The organism is Vibrio sp. OPT41 (assembly GCF_015163595.1).
GTDB classification, from domain to species: Bacteria; Pseudomonadota; Gammaproteobacteria; order Enterobacterales; family Vibrionaceae; genus Vibrio; species Vibrio alginolyticus.
This window is the reverse complement of sequence record NZ_JADDYH010000101.1, coordinates 1-17,032: the sequence shown is the minus strand read 5'-3', so window position 1 is coordinate 17,032 and position 17,032 is coordinate 1. Positions and strand designations below refer to the sequence as shown.

At 44.8% G+C, this 17,032-nt stretch carries 15 protein-coding genes, 14 tRNA genes and 1 rRNA gene; 23 read left to right on the top strand and 7 right to left on the bottom strand.

Translation table 11 applies throughout. From position 1 onward, the window contains the following. The first annotated feature begins 16 nt into the window (after positions 1 to 16). From IQP38_RS25720 to hemW, 7 genes are all read left to right on the top strand, one after another. A complete protein-coding gene (locus IQP38_RS25720) occupies positions 17 to 718 on the top strand; it encodes a YggS family pyridoxal phosphate-dependent enzyme (protein ID WP_193838153.1) in 702 nt (233 codons plus the stop codon). A 159-nt stretch (positions 719 to 877) separates the two neighbouring features. Then, positions 878 to 1,696: a pyrroline-5-carboxylate reductase gene (gene proC / locus IQP38_RS25715; RefSeq protein ID WP_005381013.1), complete on the top strand. Its 819-nt coding sequence runs from the start codon at positions 878 to 880 to the stop codon at positions 1,694 to 1,696. 52 nt (positions 1,697 to 1,748) lie between these two features. Next, positions 1,749 to 2,306 (top strand): YggT family protein, encoded by a 558-nt coding sequence (locus tag IQP38_RS25710; RefSeq protein WP_005381012.1) that lies wholly within the window; start codon positions 1,749 to 1,751, stop codon positions 2,304 to 2,306. Then, a complete protein-coding gene (yggU, locus tag IQP38_RS25705) occupies positions 2,306 to 2,596 on the top strand; it encodes a DUF167 family protein YggU (RefSeq protein ID WP_005393980.1) in 291 nt (96 codons plus the stop codon). Before IQP38_RS25710 ends, yggU begins: the two co-directional genes overlap by 1 nt. 128 nt (positions 2,597 to 2,724) lie before the next feature. Further along, positions 2,725 to 3,156: a DUF4426 domain-containing protein gene (locus tag IQP38_RS25700; RefSeq protein ID WP_005381010.1), complete on the top strand. Its 432-nt coding sequence runs from the start codon at positions 2,725 to 2,727 to the stop codon at positions 3,154 to 3,156. A gap of 118 nt (positions 3,157 to 3,274) precedes the next feature. After that, on the top strand, positions 3,275 to 3,877 hold the full coding sequence (locus IQP38_RS25695) for an XTP/dITP diphosphatase (RefSeq protein WP_005381009.1): 603 nt from the start codon (positions 3,275 to 3,277) through the stop codon (positions 3,875 to 3,877). 18 nt (positions 3,878 to 3,895) lie between these two features. Next, on the top strand, positions 3,896 to 5,074 hold the full coding sequence (gene hemW, locus IQP38_RS25690) for a radical SAM family heme chaperone HemW (RefSeq protein ID WP_138940385.1): 1,179 nt from the start codon (positions 3,896 to 3,898) through the stop codon (positions 5,072 to 5,074). Between the two features lie 90 nt (positions 5,075 to 5,164). On the opposite strand, the gene glsB is transcribed toward hemW, so the two are convergent. The 3 genes from glsB to trmB all read right to left on the bottom strand — a co-directional run bounded on the left by glsB (position 5,165) and on the right by trmB (position 7,949). Continuing rightward, on the bottom strand, positions 5,165 to 6,085 hold the full coding sequence (gene glsB / locus IQP38_RS25685) for a glutaminase B (RefSeq protein WP_005381007.1): 921 nt from the start codon (positions 6,083 to 6,085) through the stop codon (positions 5,165 to 5,167). A 98-nt stretch (positions 6,086 to 6,183) separates the two neighbouring features. Then, entirely contained in the window at positions 6,184 to 7,212 is a 1,029-nt protein-coding gene (locus IQP38_RS25680) for a TRM11 family SAM-dependent methyltransferase (protein WP_065274864.1), read from the bottom strand. Between the two features lie 17 nt (positions 7,213 to 7,229). Further along, positions 7,230 to 7,949: a tRNA (guanosine(46)-N7)-methyltransferase TrmB gene (gene trmB, locus IQP38_RS25675; RefSeq protein WP_005384506.1), complete on the bottom strand. Its 720-nt coding sequence runs from the start codon at positions 7,947 to 7,949 to the stop codon at positions 7,230 to 7,232. A 203-nt stretch (positions 7,950 to 8,152) separates the two neighbouring features. On the opposite strand from trmB, the gene mutY reads away from it, so the two are divergent. From mutY to IQP38_RS25595, 16 genes are all read left to right on the top strand, one after another. Continuing rightward, positions 8,153 to 9,229, top strand: a complete 1,077-nt coding sequence (gene mutY / locus IQP38_RS25670; RefSeq protein WP_017635575.1) for an A/G-specific adenine glycosylase — start codon at positions 8,153 to 8,155, stop codon at positions 9,227 to 9,229. A 19-nt stretch (positions 9,230 to 9,248) separates the two neighbouring features. Next, entirely contained in the window at positions 9,249 to 9,521 is a 273-nt protein-coding gene (locus IQP38_RS25665; protein ID WP_005381002.1) for an oxidative damage protection protein, read from the top strand. Between the two features lie 77 nt (positions 9,522 to 9,598). Further along, positions 9,599 to 10,738 (top strand): membrane-bound lytic murein transglycosylase MltC, encoded by a 1,140-nt coding sequence (gene mltC / locus IQP38_RS25660; RefSeq protein ID WP_005381001.1) that lies wholly within the window; start codon positions 9,599 to 9,601, stop codon positions 10,736 to 10,738. Between the two features lie 100 nt (positions 10,739 to 10,838). Beyond that, positions 10,839 to 10,914: transfer RNA gene (locus tag IQP38_RS25655), tRNA-Phe, on the top strand. 66 nt (positions 10,915 to 10,980) lie between these two features. Further along, positions 10,981 to 11,056, top strand: a tRNA-Thr gene (locus IQP38_RS25650). Between the two features lie 7 nt (positions 11,057 to 11,063). After that, a tRNA-Phe gene (locus IQP38_RS25645) sits at positions 11,064 to 11,139 on the top strand. Positions 11,140 to 11,184: 45 nt separating this feature from the next. Next, positions 11,185 to 11,260 (top strand) — tRNA-Asn (locus IQP38_RS25640). Between the two features lie 71 nt (positions 11,261 to 11,331). After that, positions 11,332 to 11,407, top strand: a tRNA-Thr gene (locus IQP38_RS25635). 7 nt (positions 11,408 to 11,414) lie between these two features. Continuing rightward, a tRNA-Phe gene (locus IQP38_RS25630) sits at positions 11,415 to 11,490 on the top strand. Between the two features lie 45 nt (positions 11,491 to 11,535). Then, positions 11,536 to 11,611, top strand: a tRNA-Asn gene (locus IQP38_RS25625). Between the two features lie 275 nt (positions 11,612 to 11,886). After that, positions 11,887 to 13,512 (top strand): methyl-accepting chemotaxis protein, encoded by a 1,626-nt coding sequence (locus IQP38_RS25620; protein WP_017635717.1) that lies wholly within the window; start codon positions 11,887 to 11,889, stop codon positions 13,510 to 13,512. Between the two features lie 233 nt (positions 13,513 to 13,745). Continuing rightward, positions 13,746 to 13,821: transfer RNA gene (locus tag IQP38_RS25615), tRNA-Phe, on the top strand. 52 nt (positions 13,822 to 13,873) lie between these two features. Next, a tRNA-Thr gene (locus tag IQP38_RS25610) sits at positions 13,874 to 13,949 on the top strand. A 22-nt stretch (positions 13,950 to 13,971) separates the two neighbouring features. Next, positions 13,972 to 14,047: transfer RNA gene (locus tag IQP38_RS25605), tRNA-Asn, on the top strand. A 39-nt stretch (positions 14,048 to 14,086) separates the two neighbouring features. Then, positions 14,087 to 14,162, top strand: a tRNA-Thr gene (locus IQP38_RS25600). Positions 14,163 to 14,177: 15 nt separating this feature from the next. Further along, positions 14,178 to 14,253: transfer RNA gene (locus IQP38_RS25595), tRNA-Asn, on the top strand. 251 nt (positions 14,254 to 14,504) lie between these two features. Here IQP38_RS25595 and IQP38_RS25590 read toward each other — a convergent pair. The 4 genes from IQP38_RS25590 to IQP38_RS25575 form a co-directional block, all read right to left on the bottom strand. Further along, positions 14,505 to 15,941: an NAD-dependent succinate-semialdehyde dehydrogenase gene (locus IQP38_RS25590; RefSeq protein WP_017635617.1), complete on the bottom strand. Its 1,437-nt coding sequence runs from the start codon at positions 15,939 to 15,941 to the stop codon at positions 14,505 to 14,507. A gap of 497 nt (positions 15,942 to 16,438) precedes the next feature. Further along, positions 16,439 to 16,515: transfer RNA gene (locus tag IQP38_RS25585), tRNA-Asp, on the bottom strand. A gap of 77 nt (positions 16,516 to 16,592) precedes the next feature. Then, positions 16,593 to 16,709 (bottom strand): 5S ribosomal RNA (gene rrf / locus IQP38_RS25580). A gap of 57 nt (positions 16,710 to 16,766) precedes the next feature. After that, a tRNA-Thr gene (locus tag IQP38_RS25575) sits at positions 16,767 to 16,842 on the bottom strand. Positions 16,843 to 17,032: the final 190 nt, after the last annotated feature.

The window sequence follows — 17,032 nt, the reverse complement described above, 5'->3', positions numbered from 1 at the left end:
AGTCTAAAGTACAGCTATGAGTAGTATTCAACAAAATATTGAACATATCACCTCTCAAATTCGATATGACGAGCAAAAATGTGGTCGAACTCCAGAGTCAGTGCAACTTCTAGCGGTAAGCAAAACTAAACCTGTCGAGGCAATTCTCGAAGCCTACCAAGCGGGACCAACCGCCTTTGGTGAAAACTACGTTCAAGAGGGCGTCAGTAAAGTTCAGCACTTTGCCGAGCATTATCCAGATAATCGAATCGAATGGCACTTCATTGGCCCGATTCAATCCAATAAATCGCGACTTGTTGCTGAACATTTCGATTGGGTTCACACCATCGATCGAACCAAGATTGCTCAACGCCTGAATGAGCAGCGGCCAAGCGAACTTAAACCGCTACAAGTTCTGATTCAGGTTAACACCAGTGGTGAGGCATCTAAGTCTGGTGTCACTGAAGCGGAAGTATTCGAGCTGGCGGAGTTGATTTCTCGCCTACCCAACCTCACTTTAAGAGGGTTGATGTCGATTCCTGCCAACGTGTCTGACTACGAATCACAGCTCCGTGAATTTCAGAAGTTGGCTACGTTGAAGCAAACACTCGAAGCACAGTTCCCAGAAATCGATACATTATCAATGGGAATGAGTGGTGATATGACCGCTGCAATCGAAGCTGGTAGTACAATGGTTCGTATTGGAACCGCTATTTTCGGCGCACGAGACTACAGCTAAATCAACAAAACGCTCACTCGCGACATAAGTTATGTCGTCAATCGTTAGAGCGTAAATGCGCAATCATCTTACTCGCCAATAGGAGCAGTAAGTAACAGCGGCGCCATTATACACCTGAGCGCACAACAAATTCTAAATATCATGATGGAAATCAGACAAATGGAACATAAAAAAATCGCCTTCATTGGTGCTGGCAACATGGTGAGAGCCATTGTTTCAGGCTTGGTTGCTAACGGATACCCAGCGCAAAACATTACCGCGACGGCTCCTTCAGAGGCTCGCCGCCTTCTGCTAGAACAAGATTTTGGCATCCGTACCACCAGCGATAACATCCAAGCTGCGACCGAGGCGGATGTGGTGGTATTGTCTGTGAAACCGCAAATGATGGCGGATGTCTGTAAACCACTGCAATCGATCGATTTCACTAATAAACTGGTGATTTCTATTGCCGCAGGCATCAACTGTTCTCGATTGGATGATATGCTAGCCACCAAATTGAACTTGGTTCGTGTTATGCCAAATACGCCATCACAACTTGGGTTGGGTATGAGTGGGTTATTCGCACCAACTCATGTAACCGAGCACGACAAAGCTTTTGCCGCAGAGTTAATGGAAGCGGTCGGTAAAGTATGTTGGGTTGAGCAAGAGTCAGGTATCAATAATGTGATTGCCGCAGCGGGCAGTGCTCCAGCATACTTCTTCCTGTTTATGGAAGCGATGCAAGCAGAAGCGATTGCGCAAGGCTTTGATAAAGAGACTGCTCGACTATTGGTTCAACAAGCTGCATTGGGCGCGGCCAGTATGGTGGTTAGCAACCCAGAAACTGAGCTATCGACCCTGCGTGAGAACGTGACATCGAAAGGTGGGACAACGGCAGAAGCACTACGTACATTCAACGAACATCAACTTTCAGATATTGTCGCTAAAGCCATGCAAGCTGCTGTGGCTCGCGCGGAAGAAATGGAAAAACTGTTTTAATTATTTGGATGAACTCCGTTTAGTATCATCCATCACTTGTTAAGGGTACCTTATGAATTCAATGAGTTTTCTCATCTCAACCCTATTTGACCTGTACATCATGGTCGTAATTTTGCGAATTTGGTTGCAAGCTGCACGCGCAGACTTCTACAACCCATTCTCGCAATTTATAGTAAAAGCGACTCAGCCGGTCATTGGTCCACTGCGCCGCGTTATCCCTTCCGTGGGGAATATTGACCTAGCAACCGTGTTGTTTGCCTACGTGTTGTGTGTGCTTAAATTTGTCGTGCTTATCCTAATAGCTTCGAACGGTTCCGTCTCTTTCAGCGCTGACTTCTTATTCTTGGGCTTATTATCATTAATCAAAGCCGCAGGTGGCCTATTGTTCTGGGTACTATTGATCCGTGCAATTTTGAGCTGGGTAAGCCAAGGCCGCAGCCCTATCGAGTACGTATTCCATCAACTGACCGAGCCAATGTGCGCTCCAATCCGTCGTATTCTTCCGGCTATTGGTGGTCTTGATTTAAGCGTACTGGTGTTATTTATCGGCTTGCAGTTCGCGAACTTCTTAATGGGCGATATCATTGGTCCAATTTGGTTCCAGCTATAATGTCAGCTGCAGTTTGGCAAGATGGTGAGGACATCATCCTGAAGCTCTATATTCAACCTAAAGCTAGCCGCGATAAAATCGTTGGCTTGCATGGTGAAGAGCTAAAAATCGCCATTACTGCTCCACCTGTCGATGGCAAAGCTAATGCACACCTAACTAAGTTCTTAGCCAAGCAGTTTAAAATCGCTAAGGGCTTGGTTCACATAGAAAAAGGTGAATTAGGACGGCACAAACAAATTCGGATAGAATCGCCTACCCAGATACCGACAGAAATTAAAGCCATCTTATGATGGCTTTTTATTTACGATTTTGTACCACACTTACTAATACCAACGACTGAGTACGCATTTTTTACCCCCTGACCAAGGTAAAATTGCAGCTATGGTTGTTTTATAACAAGTGCTTTGAGGAAGTAACAATGAGCAAATGGATTACCGCATTACTGATTAGCCTGTTGTCGTTACCAAGCTTCGCCGATCAGTTTAAAAATATGAAAGATATCGAAGTACACTATGTCGCGTTTAACTCAACATTCCTAACACCCAAAGTCGCACGTAGCTACGATATCAAACGTAATGGATACCTCGCTGTGGTTAATATTAGCGTGTTAGATAGAGCTTCATTGGGTAAGCCAGCATTAGAAGCAAAAATTGCTGGACGCGCGAAGAACCTTATCGGCCAAACTCAGACCTTGACCTTTCGTGAAGTCAAAGAAGGCAATGCGATATACTATTTAGCCGAACTACCAATTACCCACGAAGAAACTTTTACTTTCGATATTGACGTAAAAGCTGGAAACAAAGGCTCAGGTAAGCTTAAATTCACCCAGAAGTTTTATGTTGAAGAGTAATTGGGTTGTGATGTTCCAAAAGCTTTTGGATCTAAGCAGGCTAAAAACCACTTATTAATTAAAGAATATCTAGAGGAGAACGATTTGTTCTCCTCTATCACTATTAAAAGAGATTCCCATGAAAAAAATTGTGCTAGCAACTGGTAACCAAGGCAAAGTTCGTGAAATGGCAGATTTATTGTCTGACTTCGGCTTTGAAGTATTAGCGCAAAGTGAATTCAATGTATCGGAAGTAGCTGAAACGGGTACAACTTTCATTGAAAACGCAATCATTAAAGCTCGCCATGCCGCACAAGAAACAGGGCTTCCTGCCATTGCAGACGACTCTGGATTAGAAGTCGATTTCTTAAAAGGCGCTCCGGGCATTTACTCTGCACGTTACGCAGGCGAGAGCGCATCTGATCAAGAGAATCTAGAAAAATTGCTAGCGGCAATGGAAGGCGTACCAGAAGCAGAGCGTACAGCACGTTTCCACTGCGTATTAGTCCTCATGCGTCACGAGAACGACCCAACGCCTATCGTCTGTCACGGTAAATGGGAAGGCCGAATTCTAACTGAAGCACACGGTGAAAATGGCTTTGGCTACGACCCAATCTTCTTTGTTCCTGAAGACAACTGTGCGTCAGCCGAACTTGAACCTGCACGTAAGAAACAACTGTCTCACCGCGGTAAAGCGCTCAAGTCGTTGTTTGCTCAACTGTCTGAGCAAGTGTCTCAGTAATCACGAGCGAATTAGACCATGTTAACGCCCCCAGCACTCAGCTTGTATGTACACATCCCGTGGTGTGTGCAAAAGTGCCCGTATTGCGACTTTAACTCTCACGCGCTCAAAACCGAGATTCCAGAAGAAGAGTACATCAGTGCCCTTTTAGAAGATTTGGATACCGACATTGAGAAATACCGACTTAACGAAGCGCCACGTCCACTGCATTCAATCTTCATTGGTGGTGGTACGCCGAGTTTGATTTCGGCAGAAGGCATCGAGCGTCTACTTAAGGGCATTGAAGCGCGTATTCCGTTCAAGCCTGAAATCGAAATCACCATGGAAGCGAATCCAGGCACCATCGAAGCAGAGCGTTTTGTTGGCTACCGCAAAGCTGGTGTAACGCGTATCTCTATCGGCGTGCAAAGCTTTGAGCAACAAAAGCTTGAGCGTTTGGGGCGTATTCACGGCCAAGACGAAGCCGTCAACGCTGCTCAGCTGGCGCACCAAATCGGTTTGAACAGCTTTAACCTCGATCTCATGCACGGCTTACCTGATCAAAGCATCGAACAAGCCTTGGCAGATTTGGACAAAGCGATTGAGTTGGCGCCGCCGCACTTGTCTTGGTATCAGCTGACCATCGAACCAAACACCATGTTTTACTACAAGCCACCAACGCTACCTGACGATGATGACTTGTGGGATATTTTCGAGCTCGGACACCAAAAACTTGCAGCCGCGGGTTATGTGCAATATGAAATCTCCGGTTACAGCAAGCCGGGCTATCAGTGTCAGCACAACCTCAACTACTGGCGCTTTGGTGATTACCTTGGTATCGGTTGTGGCTCTCATGGCAAACTCAGTTTTACCGACGGACGTATTATTCGAACGACAAAGGTAAAACACCCGCGAGGCTATTTAGCGGCTTATCAAAATATGGTCAAACCTTATCTGCATACGGAACATGTCGTCGCGGATGAAGATCGTCCATTCGAGTTCTTTATGAACCGATTCCGCTTAATCGAAGCCTGTCCGAAGCAAGATTACGTGGACACCACGGGCTTACCGCTTAGTACGATTCAAGAAACCATCAGCTGGGCGATAGAAATGGGCTACCTGAGTGAAACGCCTACCCACTGGCAAATTACTGAAAAAGGGAAGCTCTTCCTTAATGATTTGCTCGAAGCCTTTATGGCCGAAGAAAGCGAAGAGTAACGCAACCCCAAAACAAAAAAAGCCTCTCAATTGAGAGGCTTTTTATTTAGAAACTGTGCCGTCCTAAATAAGGTTGACACATTTCCAACATTAGAAAATTGAACGGCCAATTCGCTCGGAGAGCAGCTCAAGCGCCTTAGTACCCGCAAGCGAGTTACCTGAAGGATCAAGCTCTGGAGACCATACTGAAATGGTCATTTCACCAGGTACTACCGCGATAATGCCACCACCAACACCAGACTTACCAGGCATACCAACGCGATAAGCAAACTCGCCCGCGCCATCATACAAGCCACACGTTGCTAACAGTGCATTAAGTTGTTTGGTTTGCACAGGAGAAACTACAGGCTTACCCGTTTGTACCGATGTGCCCTTGTTTGCTAAATAGCTAAACGTTTTAGCCAAATCGACGCAACTCATCTTCAGCGCACAAGCGTGGAAGTAGTTTTGTAGTACTGGAATCACTTCATTTTCGAAGTTGCCAAACGAACGCATGAGATATGCAATCGCCGCATTACGATCACCATGCATCATTTCGGATGCCGCAACGACTTTGTCATACACAATATGGGTATCACCAGAAAGCTGACGCACAAATTCCAACAGGCGCTGACGAGGTGCAGATAAGCGAGTTTGTAACAAATCTGCCACTACTATCGCTCCAGCATTTATAAATGGATTACGAGGAATACCTTGCTCCATTTCTAGCTGGATTAGCGAATTAAATGCCTGCCCCGAAGGCTCTTTTCCCACTCGAGACCAAATTTCTTCTTGCTTGTACAAGCACATCGCTAACGTCAAGCTCAATGCTTTTGAAATAGATTGGATAGAGAAAGGTTCATCGGCATCACCCGCCTTAATAACCTCACCTTCGTTGGTGTATACCGCAATACCTAACTTGTTGCTGGGTACTTTTGCCAGAGCAGGAATGTAATCAGCCACTTTACCTTGGCCGATTAAAGGGCGTACTTCCGCCAAAATATCTGTCAAAATTTCCACTGTCGGTTTCATTCTCTACCTTCTATTTACAAGAGAACTCGTTGAGCTCAGAGGTAAAAAAAGCCAACGTGTCGTTGGCTTTTCCATAGGGTTCGTTCGACTCAAGTCGATTATGGTTTTACTGCCACAATAATATTGCGGTTGATAGATTGATCAACACGGTGAAGATAACCGATGTAAGGCTCTTCTGAAAGTACCTTCCAACCTTGCTCTTCAAATAATGCCGCGACATCTTTCCATTTCAATGTAAATTCATTGAAAGACAACACCACTGAACCTTGTTTTTTCAATACCACTTTCCATGCAGGCAGAGCCTCTTTTAAAAGCTCTAGTGGACTGCGGTTCAGTTTGCTGTCCTTGGCATTTTTGCTGCCGTGCTGCACGCCATAAGGCAAGTCAGACACCATCACATCAACTGAGTTCTTTTTCACGACTTGATCAGCGATACGAGTATCAGCCGAATACAGCTTCATAAACTGAAGATGGCCTTGGTTGTAATCTTCTTTATTTGCTGCAGCTTCAACCACGAAACCATCCGCCACTTTCTTGCCACCCGCAGTGCGCTTTTCTTTGCTCACTTTGTGCTTAAAGCGGCCATTCTTCATGAACTTAACAATAAAGGTCTGGATCTCTTGCACCCACTTGGCGTTGATCTCAACCCCTACCACGTTCAAACCGTGGATCAAGCCTTCAAATAAGGTTGTACCTTTACCACACATTGGATCCATTAAGGTCAGTTGTTCACTTCCCGTATTGGACGCACTAATGCCGATATTCACCATCAAACGGGTAAACTGCTCGTTTGTTTTCCCGGTGTAGCGCAAAATCTGGCTCATACTTTCCGGGAAAGTGTTAAATACGGGCGCTTGAACTGGTCGAAGTAAACCATCTTCGCGCACTTCAAATAGCGCATAGTAAATCGAAGAGGCTGCGATTCTTCGCGCCTGCTCATCGGTTAGCGCTTCCTGACAAGAAAACACCAACGCAGCAGGTAAGCCAACGTCTTTACTACCAATTTCTGTCACATCCACGCCTTGTGAAGCTAAAATTGCTTTTAGCTCAGAACAGGCAATGGTCATTGCGCTATCAAAGTAAATTCGGTTATGACCCGGATTCGCTAATATCGCGTAATGGTACATCCCATGAACTCCTCTGGTTACGCAATACGCTTATATTTGATATCCCAAACACCGTGACCAAGACGGTGACCACGAGCTTCAAACTTCGTTAGCGGGCGATCGTCTGGACGAGGAACGAAATCACCATCTTTAGCAATGTTTTCGAAACCTGGCGCTTGGTTCATCACTTCAATCATGTGCTCTGCGTAGTTTTCCCAGTCGGTCGCCATGTGGAAAATACCTTCATTAGGGATAAGCTTCTCACGCACCATTTCCGCAAAACCTAATTGAACAATACGACGCTTGTGGTGACGCTTCTTATGCCAAGGGTCTGGGAAGAACAATTGCAGTGTCGATAAGCTGCCATTTGGGATCATGTGTTCGAATACTTCTACCGCATCGTGACACATTACACGCAGGTTAGTAATTCCCGCTTCGCGAGCATCGGCAAGACAAGCACCAACGCCTGGGCTATGAACTTCGATACCGATGAAGTTTTTCTCTGGCGCGTTCTTTGCCATTTCAACCAATGAAGCACCCATACCAAAACCGATCTCAAGCACTACTGGGTTATCGTTGCCAAACACCTCTTTCCAATCGAGAAGTTCAGCTTTGAAGTCAATACCCATCGTAGGCCAGCATTCATTCATCGCGCTCTCTTGACCTTTAGTCAAACGCCCTTCACGGCGTACAAAGCTGCGGATTTTGCGGATCAGCTTTCCGTCTTCGTTGTATTCGTTAGTGGTTACTTCACTCATTGATTTTGCCTGCACATTGATTAATCAAAGCGGGGATTATCCAAAGAATTTACTTAGGTGCAAGTATTTGTTGAGCTCTTGGTCTATGGCAACCCAAAAGCAACGACACACCTCTTTATATCCCTACTGTTTATCCGTTGTACTTCTTGCCCATTATGTGGTGCAATTTTGCACCTAACCAATACTAGAATACAGAGCAAGTCGTGACACCTTTCGCCAGTGCCATCCTAGAATGGTATGACGCATATGGAAGAAAAGATCTTCCGTGGCAACAAAATAAGACCGCATACAGTGTCTGGTTGTCTGAAATTATGCTTCAGCAAACTCAGGTCACTACGGTTATTCCGTATTACCAACGTTTCTTGGAGCGCTTTCCAACCGTGATCGATCTTGCCAATGCTGAGCAAGATGAAGTCCTACACCTTTGGACTGGCTTAGGGTACTACGCCCGAGCCCGTAACCTTCACAAAGCAGCACAAGAGGTCGCCTCTACATACAATGGTGAGTTTCCTCTTGATATAGAGAAAATGAACGCCCTACCGGGGATTGGTCGCTCTACCGCTGCCGCCATTTTATCGTCTGTGTATAAACAACCACACGCGATTCTTGATGGTAACGTGAAGCGCACCCTATCCCGCTGTTTCGCAGTTGCAGGATGGCCAGGACAAAAAAAGGTTGAAAACCAGCTGTGGGAAATTGCCGAAACGCACACCCCACAAACGGATGTAGATAAGTATAACCAGGCAATGATGGACATGGGCGCAATGGTCTGCACACGCAGCAAACCCAAATGTAGCCTCTGCCCTGTTGCTGATCTGTGTGTGGCAAAGCAACAAGGTAATGTGCTCGACTACCCGGGCAAAAAACCGAAGAAAGATAAGCCAATCAAGCAAACTCGTTTCGTGATGCTTCACCACAACACCGAAAATGGTCATGAGGTGTGGTTGGAGCAAAGACCACAAACAGGCATTTGGGGTGGCTTATTCTGCTTCCCACAAACCGAACATGTGGATGCAGAAAGCGACATTGAATTGCTACTGGATCAACGCGGCATTCAAGCCAGCAATATCAAACAGAAGCAAACACTGATTACCTTTCGTCATACATTCAGCCATTACCACCTAGATATCACGCCAATTTTGATTGATTTATCAAAGCAACCGGACGTGATAATGGAAGGCAACAAAGGTCTTTGGTATAACTTATCTAAACCTGAAGAAGTCGGTTTAGCCGCGCCAGTAAAACTATTGCTGGAAACGCTACCCCACGAACTTCGTTAATTGAATACAAGGAGTCATTATGAGCCGCACTGTATTTTGTGCTCGACTAAAGAAAGAAGGCGAAGGTCTAGACTTTCAACTTTACCCTGGTGAACTAGGTAAACGCATTTTCGACAACATCTCGAAAGAAGCGTGGGCTCAGTGGCAACACAAACAAACCATGTTGATCAACGAGAAGAAACTCAACATGATGGATCCAGAACACCGCAAACTGATCGAAACAGAAATGGTAAATTTCCTCTTTGAAGGAAAAGACGTTCATATCGAAGGTTACACACCGCCGAGCGAATAAAGTCGCTTGAGTTAAACAATGACATCACAACCATTTGTGGTGTCATTTTTCTATTACCTTCAATAACTCTGATACTTATGAAAAAAATTGTCTTTATCGCTGCCGCACTTTTAATGGCAGGCTGTAGCCGTGAATTCGTCGAAAAGATTTATGACGTCAACTACGAGCCAACAAACCGTTTTGCCAATAACTTAGCTGAGCTACCAGGACAATTTGAAAAAGATACTGCGGCGCTAGATGCCTTAATCAATAGCTTTTCAGGCAATATTCAAAAGCGCTGGGGTAAAAAAGAAATCAAGTACGCTGGCAAGAGTAATTACGTTAAGTACATCGATAACTACCTTAGCCGCGCCGAGGTCGACTTTCGCAAAGGCGTGATCACGATAGAGACCGTATCACCGACCGAGCCCCAAAAACACCTAAAAGACGCGATTGTCACCACCTTATTAACACCAGACGATCCCGCTCACGTCGACTTATTCTCCTCTAAAGGTATCACGTTAGAGGGGCAACCATTCCTGTATAAACAAGTTGTCGACCAAGACAATAAGCCAATTCAATGGTCTTGGCGGGCAAACCGATTTGCGGAATACCTCATCGCAAATAAAATAAAAACCAAAAATGTAGATTTCAAGAAAGCGTATTACGTCGAAATTCCCATGGTTGAAGACCACTTTTCAACTCGCAGCTACCAATACGCCGATATCGTGCGTCGAGCTTCCAAGAAATACGACATTCCAGAAGACTTGATATACGCCATTATTAAAACCGAGAGCAGTTTCAACCCATACGCGGTAAGTTGGGCAAATGCATATGGCCTAATGCAAGTTGTACCTAAAACAGCGGGACGAGATGTGTTCAAACTCGTGAAAAAGCGCTCGGGCCAACCAAGCCCTGAATATTTGTTTAATCCAGAAAACAACATAGATACCGGTACTGCGTATTTCTATATCTTAAAAAATCGTTATTTAAGAGAAGTCCGCCACCCTACCTCTCTCGAGTACAGCATGATTTCAGCTTACAATGGCGGTACTGGAGGAGTTTTAAACACATTTCATCGCAGTGATCGCAAACGCGCAATGCAAGATCTTAATTCATTGCAACCCAACCAAGTTTATTGGGCGTTAACCAAGAAACACCCGAACGCAGAAGCGCGTCGCTACCTAGAAAAAGTTACAAATTTCAAAAAGGAATTTAACTCGAAGCAAACTTTGTAGTGACAGTTGAATAAAAAGCGTTCGAACAACCACTTTTTTGAAATTATTTAAAAAAAGTGGTTGACGCAACGCGGGAAAATCCGTTTAATAGCGCTCCGTTGCCCGGATAGCTCAGTCGGTAGAGCAGAGGATTGAAAATCCTCGTGTCGGTGGTTCGATTCCGCCTCCGGGCACCACAATTTGATTTGTTGGTGTCTTAACGAAATGTTATAACACGGACAAAAGCACAAAGAATAAAGTGTGCCGACTTAGCTCAGTAGGTAGAGCAACTGACTTGTAATCAGTAGGTCACCAGTTCGATTCCGGTAGTCGGCACCATTCTTTTGCCTCGATAGCTCAGTCGGTAGAGCAGAGGATTGAAAATCCTCGTGTCGGTGGTTCGATTCCGCCTCGAGGCACCATATTTGGTGCACTTGCTTCATAAGCAAGACACAAAAAAGAATAGTTCCTCCTTAGCTCAGTTGGTAGAGCGACGGACTGTTAATCCGCAGGTCGCTGGTTCGAGCCCAGCAGGAGGAGCCAATTTCTAGAATCTTACTTAAGTGAGATTTTAAAAACAGAAGAGATAATCTCTTCTAAAAAGAATACAGTGTGCCGACTTAGCTCAGTAGGTAGAGCAACTGACTTGTAATCAGTAGGTCACCAGTTCGATTCCGGTAGTCGGCACCATTCTTTTGCCTCGATAGCTCAGTCGGTAGAGCAGAGGATTGAAAATCCTCGTGTCGGTGGTTCGATTCCGCCTCGAGGCACCATATTTGGTGCACTTGCTTCATAAGCAAGACACAAAAAATAATAATTCCTCCTTAGCTCAGTTGGTAGAGCGACGGACTGTTAATCCGCAGGTCGCTGGTTCGAGCCCAGCAGGAGGAGCCAATTTTAAAGCCGCATCACTTGATGCGGCTTTTTTGTATCTGCTTTATACGTCATTTCTCGCTTTCCCATTTATCTGCACTTCATTTCTAAACATCAGCGAACATTAAATCCTTTCTTCAAAAACACTTATTTCACGCTAAAAATTTAATCCTCATCGTAATTTTAATACGCATTAGTATCCGAGCATATTCATCTTCACTAAGATGCCCGAGTTATTACATTTCTTCTTTTAGCTATGCCTTGCATAGTGATAACACTTTATTTGTGAGCTAAATATGAAACTAAAAACTCAAGCCTATTTATTATCTGCGATCATATTGCTAGCTCTCCTAGCTCTGACCGCAACGGGCTTATGGACACTTCGCGTCGCAAGTAACCTTGATAACAAAGCTCGAGTTACTGAGCTATTTAAAAGTGCGTACAGCATACTTACCGAAGTAGAAAAGATGGCTATCGAAGGCAAAATGCCGGAAGACGAAGCGAAAGCATTAGCCACTCGCCTACTTCGTAACAATATCTACAAAGACAACGAATACGTTTATGTCGCAGATGAAAATATGATGTTCATCGCCGCACCACTAGACCCTCAACTGCACGGAACCAGCTTCCATGACTTTAAAGATGGCAGTGGTAATAGCGTAGGCCAACTCATTCTAGATGTATTGGGGCACAAAACAGGTCAGATCGTTGAATATACCTGGAGCCAAAAACAAGCTGACGGCAGCATTGAAGAAAAACACTCGATAGCAGAAAAAACACCACACTGGGGCTGGGTTGTCGGTACAGGTATTGGCTTTAATGAAGTTAACGCACGTTTTTGGTCGACAGCACAATGGCAGCTTGTGCTGTGTCTGATTATCGCGGGAAGTATTCTAAGTGGCCTGATCATTTCGATTCGCAAAATGCTTAATCTACTTGGTGGAGAGCCTAACGACGTGCGTAAAGCAGTTCAAGCTGTCGCTCAAGGAGACATTCAGACCAGTTTTGATACTGTGGCACCGAGAGGAAGTATCTATCGTGCCGTGCAAGATATGAGTCAATCACTAGCTACCATGGTGACAAACCTAGAGAAGTCTATGCATGCACTGCGCGCAGAGTTGTTTGCCGTAGAGGCTCGATCAAATACGATTGCCGATCTTACCGTATCTCAGCAGCAATCAACGGCGATGATTGCCACTGCGATGACTGAAATGGCATCTTCAGCCAACCATGTTGCCAATTCAGCAAGCGACACCGCAAACAATACGGACGAGGCTGACAAACAAAGCCAACATACTCAGAAACTCATTCATAACACGGTTGAAAACATTCAAGGTTTAGCTTCTCAATTAAATACTGCGAGTAAAGCGGTCGCCGATCTAGATCAGGATGTAAATAATATTGTAAAAGTGCTCGATGTGATTGGTGATATTGCAGAGCAAACAAACCTATTGGCACTCAATGCAGCCATTGAAGCAGCACGAGCTGGAGAACAAGGCCGAGGCTTCGCAGTCGTTGCTGATGAGGTACGCAACCTAGCAGGACGCACACAAGACAGCACAAAAGAGATTCAGTATATGATCTCCAATCTGCAAGAAGGCTCTCGCAATGCCATTCACACAATGGAAATATGTGCAGAAACCAGTGAAAGCACTGTTACAGAGTCTAAGAATGCCTCTGAAGCTCTACAGCAAATTGTAACGGCGTTAGAATCTATCACCACAATGAGCCAGCAGATCGCTACTGCTGCCGCTGAGCAGACGCAGGTTAGCGATGATATTGCGCTACGCATAAACCTTATCGATGAAAGCGGAGGCCAACTCAACTCTGTCGTAACCGAGAGTCAATCAAGTACTCAAAGTTTAGCTTCACTAGCGAATGAGCTAGAAGGTTGGGTAAACAAGTTCTCAGTAAAGCACTAGTTTAAAGTCAATTGTTCAATAAAAAGCACGTTTTCAGACGTGCTTTTTTGTTTTTATCGCCTTTATTTTGCAAGTGAACACACTATCAATGTTAAAACATCGCTTAAAGCATGGCGCATTGCTGCTAAAAACGCATAAAAACAGCCCACTCCGAGCACAAATTCATCAAACGATATTTTATTTTAATTTTATTGTTGACCTGAAAGCCGAAAAGCCTTTTAATACACCTCGTCGCCCGGATAGCTCAGTCGGTAGAGCAGAGGATTGAAAATCCTCGTGTCGGTGGTTCGATTCCGCCTCCGGGCACCACAATTTATTAATTGTTGGTGCTTAGCACGAACAATGTTAAAGAATAAAATGTGCCGACTTAGCTCAGTAGGTAGAGCAACTGACTTGTAATCAGTAGGTCACCAGTTCGATTCCGGTAGTCGGCACCATTTATTCTCTTAGAAAGACAATTCCTCCTTAGCTCAGTTGGTAGAGCGACGGACTGTTAATCCGCAGGTCGCTGGTTCGAGCCCAGCAGGAGGAGCCAATTTTCATTATTAAGTTAATAACTTATTAATGACATTGTGCCGACTTAGCTCAGTAGGTAGAGCAACTGACTTGTAATCAGTAGGTCACCAGTTCGATTCCGGTAGTCGGCACCACTTATTAAAATTTGTTCCTCCTTAGCTCAGTTGGTAGAGCGACGGACTGTTAATCCGCAGGTCGCTGGTTCGAGCCCAGCAGGAGGAGCCATATTAGAAGAAGCCGCATCACTTGATGCGGCTTTTTTGTATTAGTTTAAAGCTAAGCTCTCTCCTACTACTCCATAACGAAATAACATAAGCGCTTTGATTATTAAAAACCGCTTACCGCAAGCTAGCTATCGACTCACTAAGTAACCAGAAAATATTAACCACAAACGCGTGTGGCAAATGGTATGCCTTTCAACTAAAAAAAAGCTAGGTAAAAACCTAGCTTTTTAATTCAATCGGCCATCTCTGAAATCAGCTTAAACCACCAAGACAAATATACTTTGTCTCCAGATATTCATCGAGTCCTTGCTTAGCACCTTCCCGTCCAACACCCGACTCTTTAACTCCACCAAATGGAGCCACTTCAGTAGAGATGATCCCTTCATTCACTCCAACCATGCCGTACTCTAAACCTTCACTAAAAGTCACAATACGCTTCAAGCTATTCGTATAGAAATAGCAAGCCAAACCATATTCTGTATCGTTCGCCATTTCGAGAACTTGATAATCATTTTCAAAGGTAACAATAGGCAACACAGGCCCGAATAGCTCTTGCTGAACAATCGACATATTCTGCGTCACACTATCCAAAAGAACGGGCTCCATAAAGCGACCAGGCCGTCTCTGTGGAGAGTTAGCAATAGAGGCTCCTTCTTGTACAGCTTGATCGATCACCGCCTCTAGTCGATGCTTAGAGGCCATCGTAATAACAGGACCTAATGTGACACCTTTCTCTAAACCATTTCCAAGCTTTAGTTTGCTTAACTTCGACAATACTTTATCAATAAAAGCTTGTTTTACATTTTTATGAACATATAGCCGATTGGTACAAACACATGTTTGCCCTGCATTACGGAACTTCGACGCGACAAGCCCTTCCGCAGCCTCATCTAAGTCTGCATCTTCAAACACGATGAAAGGCGCATTACCACCCAACTCCATCGACACCGCCTTGACTGAATCACTGGCTTGCTTCATCAAAATTTTCCCAACGCGCGTAGACCCCGTAAAAGAGATCTTCTGAATCCTAGGATCAGTACTTAGTACTTGACCAAACTCAGCAGCCTGCTCCGACACCACGACAGAAAGCAGTTCTTTAGGGATACCAGCCTGATAAGCTAATTCAACAACAGCAATTGCAGTGAGAGGGGTAAGCTCTGATGGCTTGATCAACATGCCACAACCTGCCGCTAGGGCTGGTGCTGCTTTTCTTGTAATCATCGCAATAGGGAAGTTCCAAGGTGTAATTGCAGCGCATACTCCCACAGGCTGGCGAATTGCAGATAGACGTCTATCTGTCGTGGGGGCAGGAATAACTTCGCCATAAGCACGTTTTGCTTCTTCTGAGAACCACTCGACAAAAGAGGCACCATACATCACTTCCCCTTTGCTCTCAGCTAAAGGTTTACCCTGCTCTAAGGTAATAATCGTGGCTATGTCTTCTGCATTATCAAGAAGTAGTTGATACCACCCCCTCAAACGACGAGAGCGCTCTTTGGCACTTAATTTAGCCCAACGGACTTGCTCCGTTTTGCACTGACCAATGAGATCATCTAACTCATCAAGAGTACTAGGCTTTAACCGAATTAACTCTTGCTCAGTTGCAGGGTTGATGACCACAATTCCCTCTTCGGAAGACCATTGCTTAAATACAGATTTCAGCGTTTCATTTTTTATTTGTTGCATCATCAAACATACTCCTCAAGAACTCCTCTTAGGTTAATCGCTACTAGCAAGTTCAGCAAAGAAAACAAAGTTTTCTAAAAGGCATTAATTTTCGAAAGACTTAGCTCTCTTCCTCACTATATTTCGGGAAATTGCGCAATCCACGCAACGACGGTTTCGCTCTAAATATGGGAGCAATGAATGTTTGAGAAATAAGAAGTAGAAAATTATTGTTTAAGAGAGACGCTAACAAAACACGCAGTACGGAAGACTATTCATTCTATTACGGTTGAGGGCGAGTGTTATAAAGACTCATTGTTCAAATGGCCAATCTTTCAACGAGGACATGATACAAACTCGGAGTAATTGGAAGTGCAGGCAGCAGGCTCATCTTCCTGAGAAACTCATGTGCCAAAAGGGTAAAGAAAGTCGTATTGTCTCGCCTTCAATGTGTAAATGCATTTCTCGGGGACACGACCAAACGAAAAAGCCCCAGTCTTTCGACTAGGGCTTAATATAAGTGGCGGAGTGGACGGGACTCGAACCCGCGACCCCCGGCGTGACAGGCCGGTATTCTAACCAACTGAACTACCACTCCGCAGTGGTATCACTCGCTTGTAATCAGCAAGTGTCCGCTTTGTCTTCACTTTTCGAAAAAGTGAAAATAAAACTAAAGCCTGGCGATGTCCTACTCTCACATGGGGAAGCCCCACACTACCATCGGCGCTATTTCGTTTCACTTCTGAGTTCGGCATGGAAATCAGGTGGGTCCAAAACGCTATGGTCGCCAAGCAAAATTCTTTACATTTTGTTTTAGGCTTTAATTTAAAACATAAAACAAACAATAAATGGTGCTGATACCCAGAATCGAACTGGGGACCTCATCCTTACCAAGGATGCGCTCTACCGACTGAGCCATATCAGCACATTATTTGTGTCCGTGAGGACTAAAAAAGCCCGCTTTTACAAACGGGCTCTCTTAACTTTTGTCTTCGCCTTTTTAAAAAGGAAAAAACTAAATTTAAAGCCTGGCGATGTCCTACTCTCACATGGGGAAGCCCCACACTACCATCGGCGCTATTTCGTTTCACTTCTGAGTTCGGCATGGAAATCAG

What these genes read in the sequence shown, in the direction of transcription:
- IQP38_RS25720 (WP_193838153.1), top strand. Translation starts at nt 17, where the DNA reads ATGAGTAGTATTCAACAAAATATTGAACATATCACCTCTCAAATTCGA.
- proC (WP_005381013.1), top strand. Translation starts at nt 878, where the DNA reads ATGGAACATAAAAAAATCGCCTTCATTGGTGCTGGCAACATGGTGAGA.
- IQP38_RS25710 (WP_005381012.1), top strand. Translation starts at nt 1,749, where the DNA reads ATGAATTCAATGAGTTTTCTCATCTCAACCCTATTTGACCTGTACATC.
- yggU (WP_005393980.1), top strand. Translation starts at nt 2,306, where the DNA reads ATGTCAGCTGCAGTTTGGCAAGATGGTGAGGACATCATCCTGAAGCTC.
- IQP38_RS25700 (WP_005381010.1), top strand. Translation starts at nt 2,725, where the DNA reads ATGAGCAAATGGATTACCGCATTACTGATTAGCCTGTTGTCGTTACCA.
- IQP38_RS25695 (WP_005381009.1), top strand. Translation starts at nt 3,275, where the DNA reads ATGAAAAAAATTGTGCTAGCAACTGGTAACCAAGGCAAAGTTCGTGAA.
- hemW (WP_138940385.1), top strand. Translation starts at nt 3,896, where the DNA reads ATGTTAACGCCCCCAGCACTCAGCTTGTATGTACACATCCCGTGGTGT.
- glsB (WP_005381007.1), bottom strand. Translation starts at nt 6,085, where the DNA reads ATGAAACCGACAGTGGAAATTTTGACAGATATTTTGGCGGAAGTACGC.
- IQP38_RS25680 (WP_065274864.1), bottom strand. Translation starts at nt 7,212, where the DNA reads ATGTACCATTACGCGATATTAGCGAATCCGGGTCATAACCGAATTTAC.
- trmB (WP_005384506.1), bottom strand. Translation starts at nt 7,949, where the DNA reads ATGAGTGAAGTAACCACTAACGAATACAACGAAGACGGAAAGCTGATC.
- IQP38_RS25665 (WP_005381002.1), top strand. Translation starts at nt 9,249, where the DNA reads ATGAGCCGCACTGTATTTTGTGCTCGACTAAAGAAAGAAGGCGAAGGT.
- mltC (WP_005381001.1), top strand. Translation starts at nt 9,599, where the DNA reads ATGAAAAAAATTGTCTTTATCGCTGCCGCACTTTTAATGGCAGGCTGT.
- IQP38_RS25620 (WP_017635717.1), top strand. Translation starts at nt 11,887, where the DNA reads ATGAAACTAAAAACTCAAGCCTATTTATTATCTGCGATCATATTGCTA.
- IQP38_RS25590 (WP_017635617.1), bottom strand. Translation starts at nt 15,941, where the DNA reads ATGATGCAACAAATAAAAAATGAAACGCTGAAATCTGTATTTAAGCAA.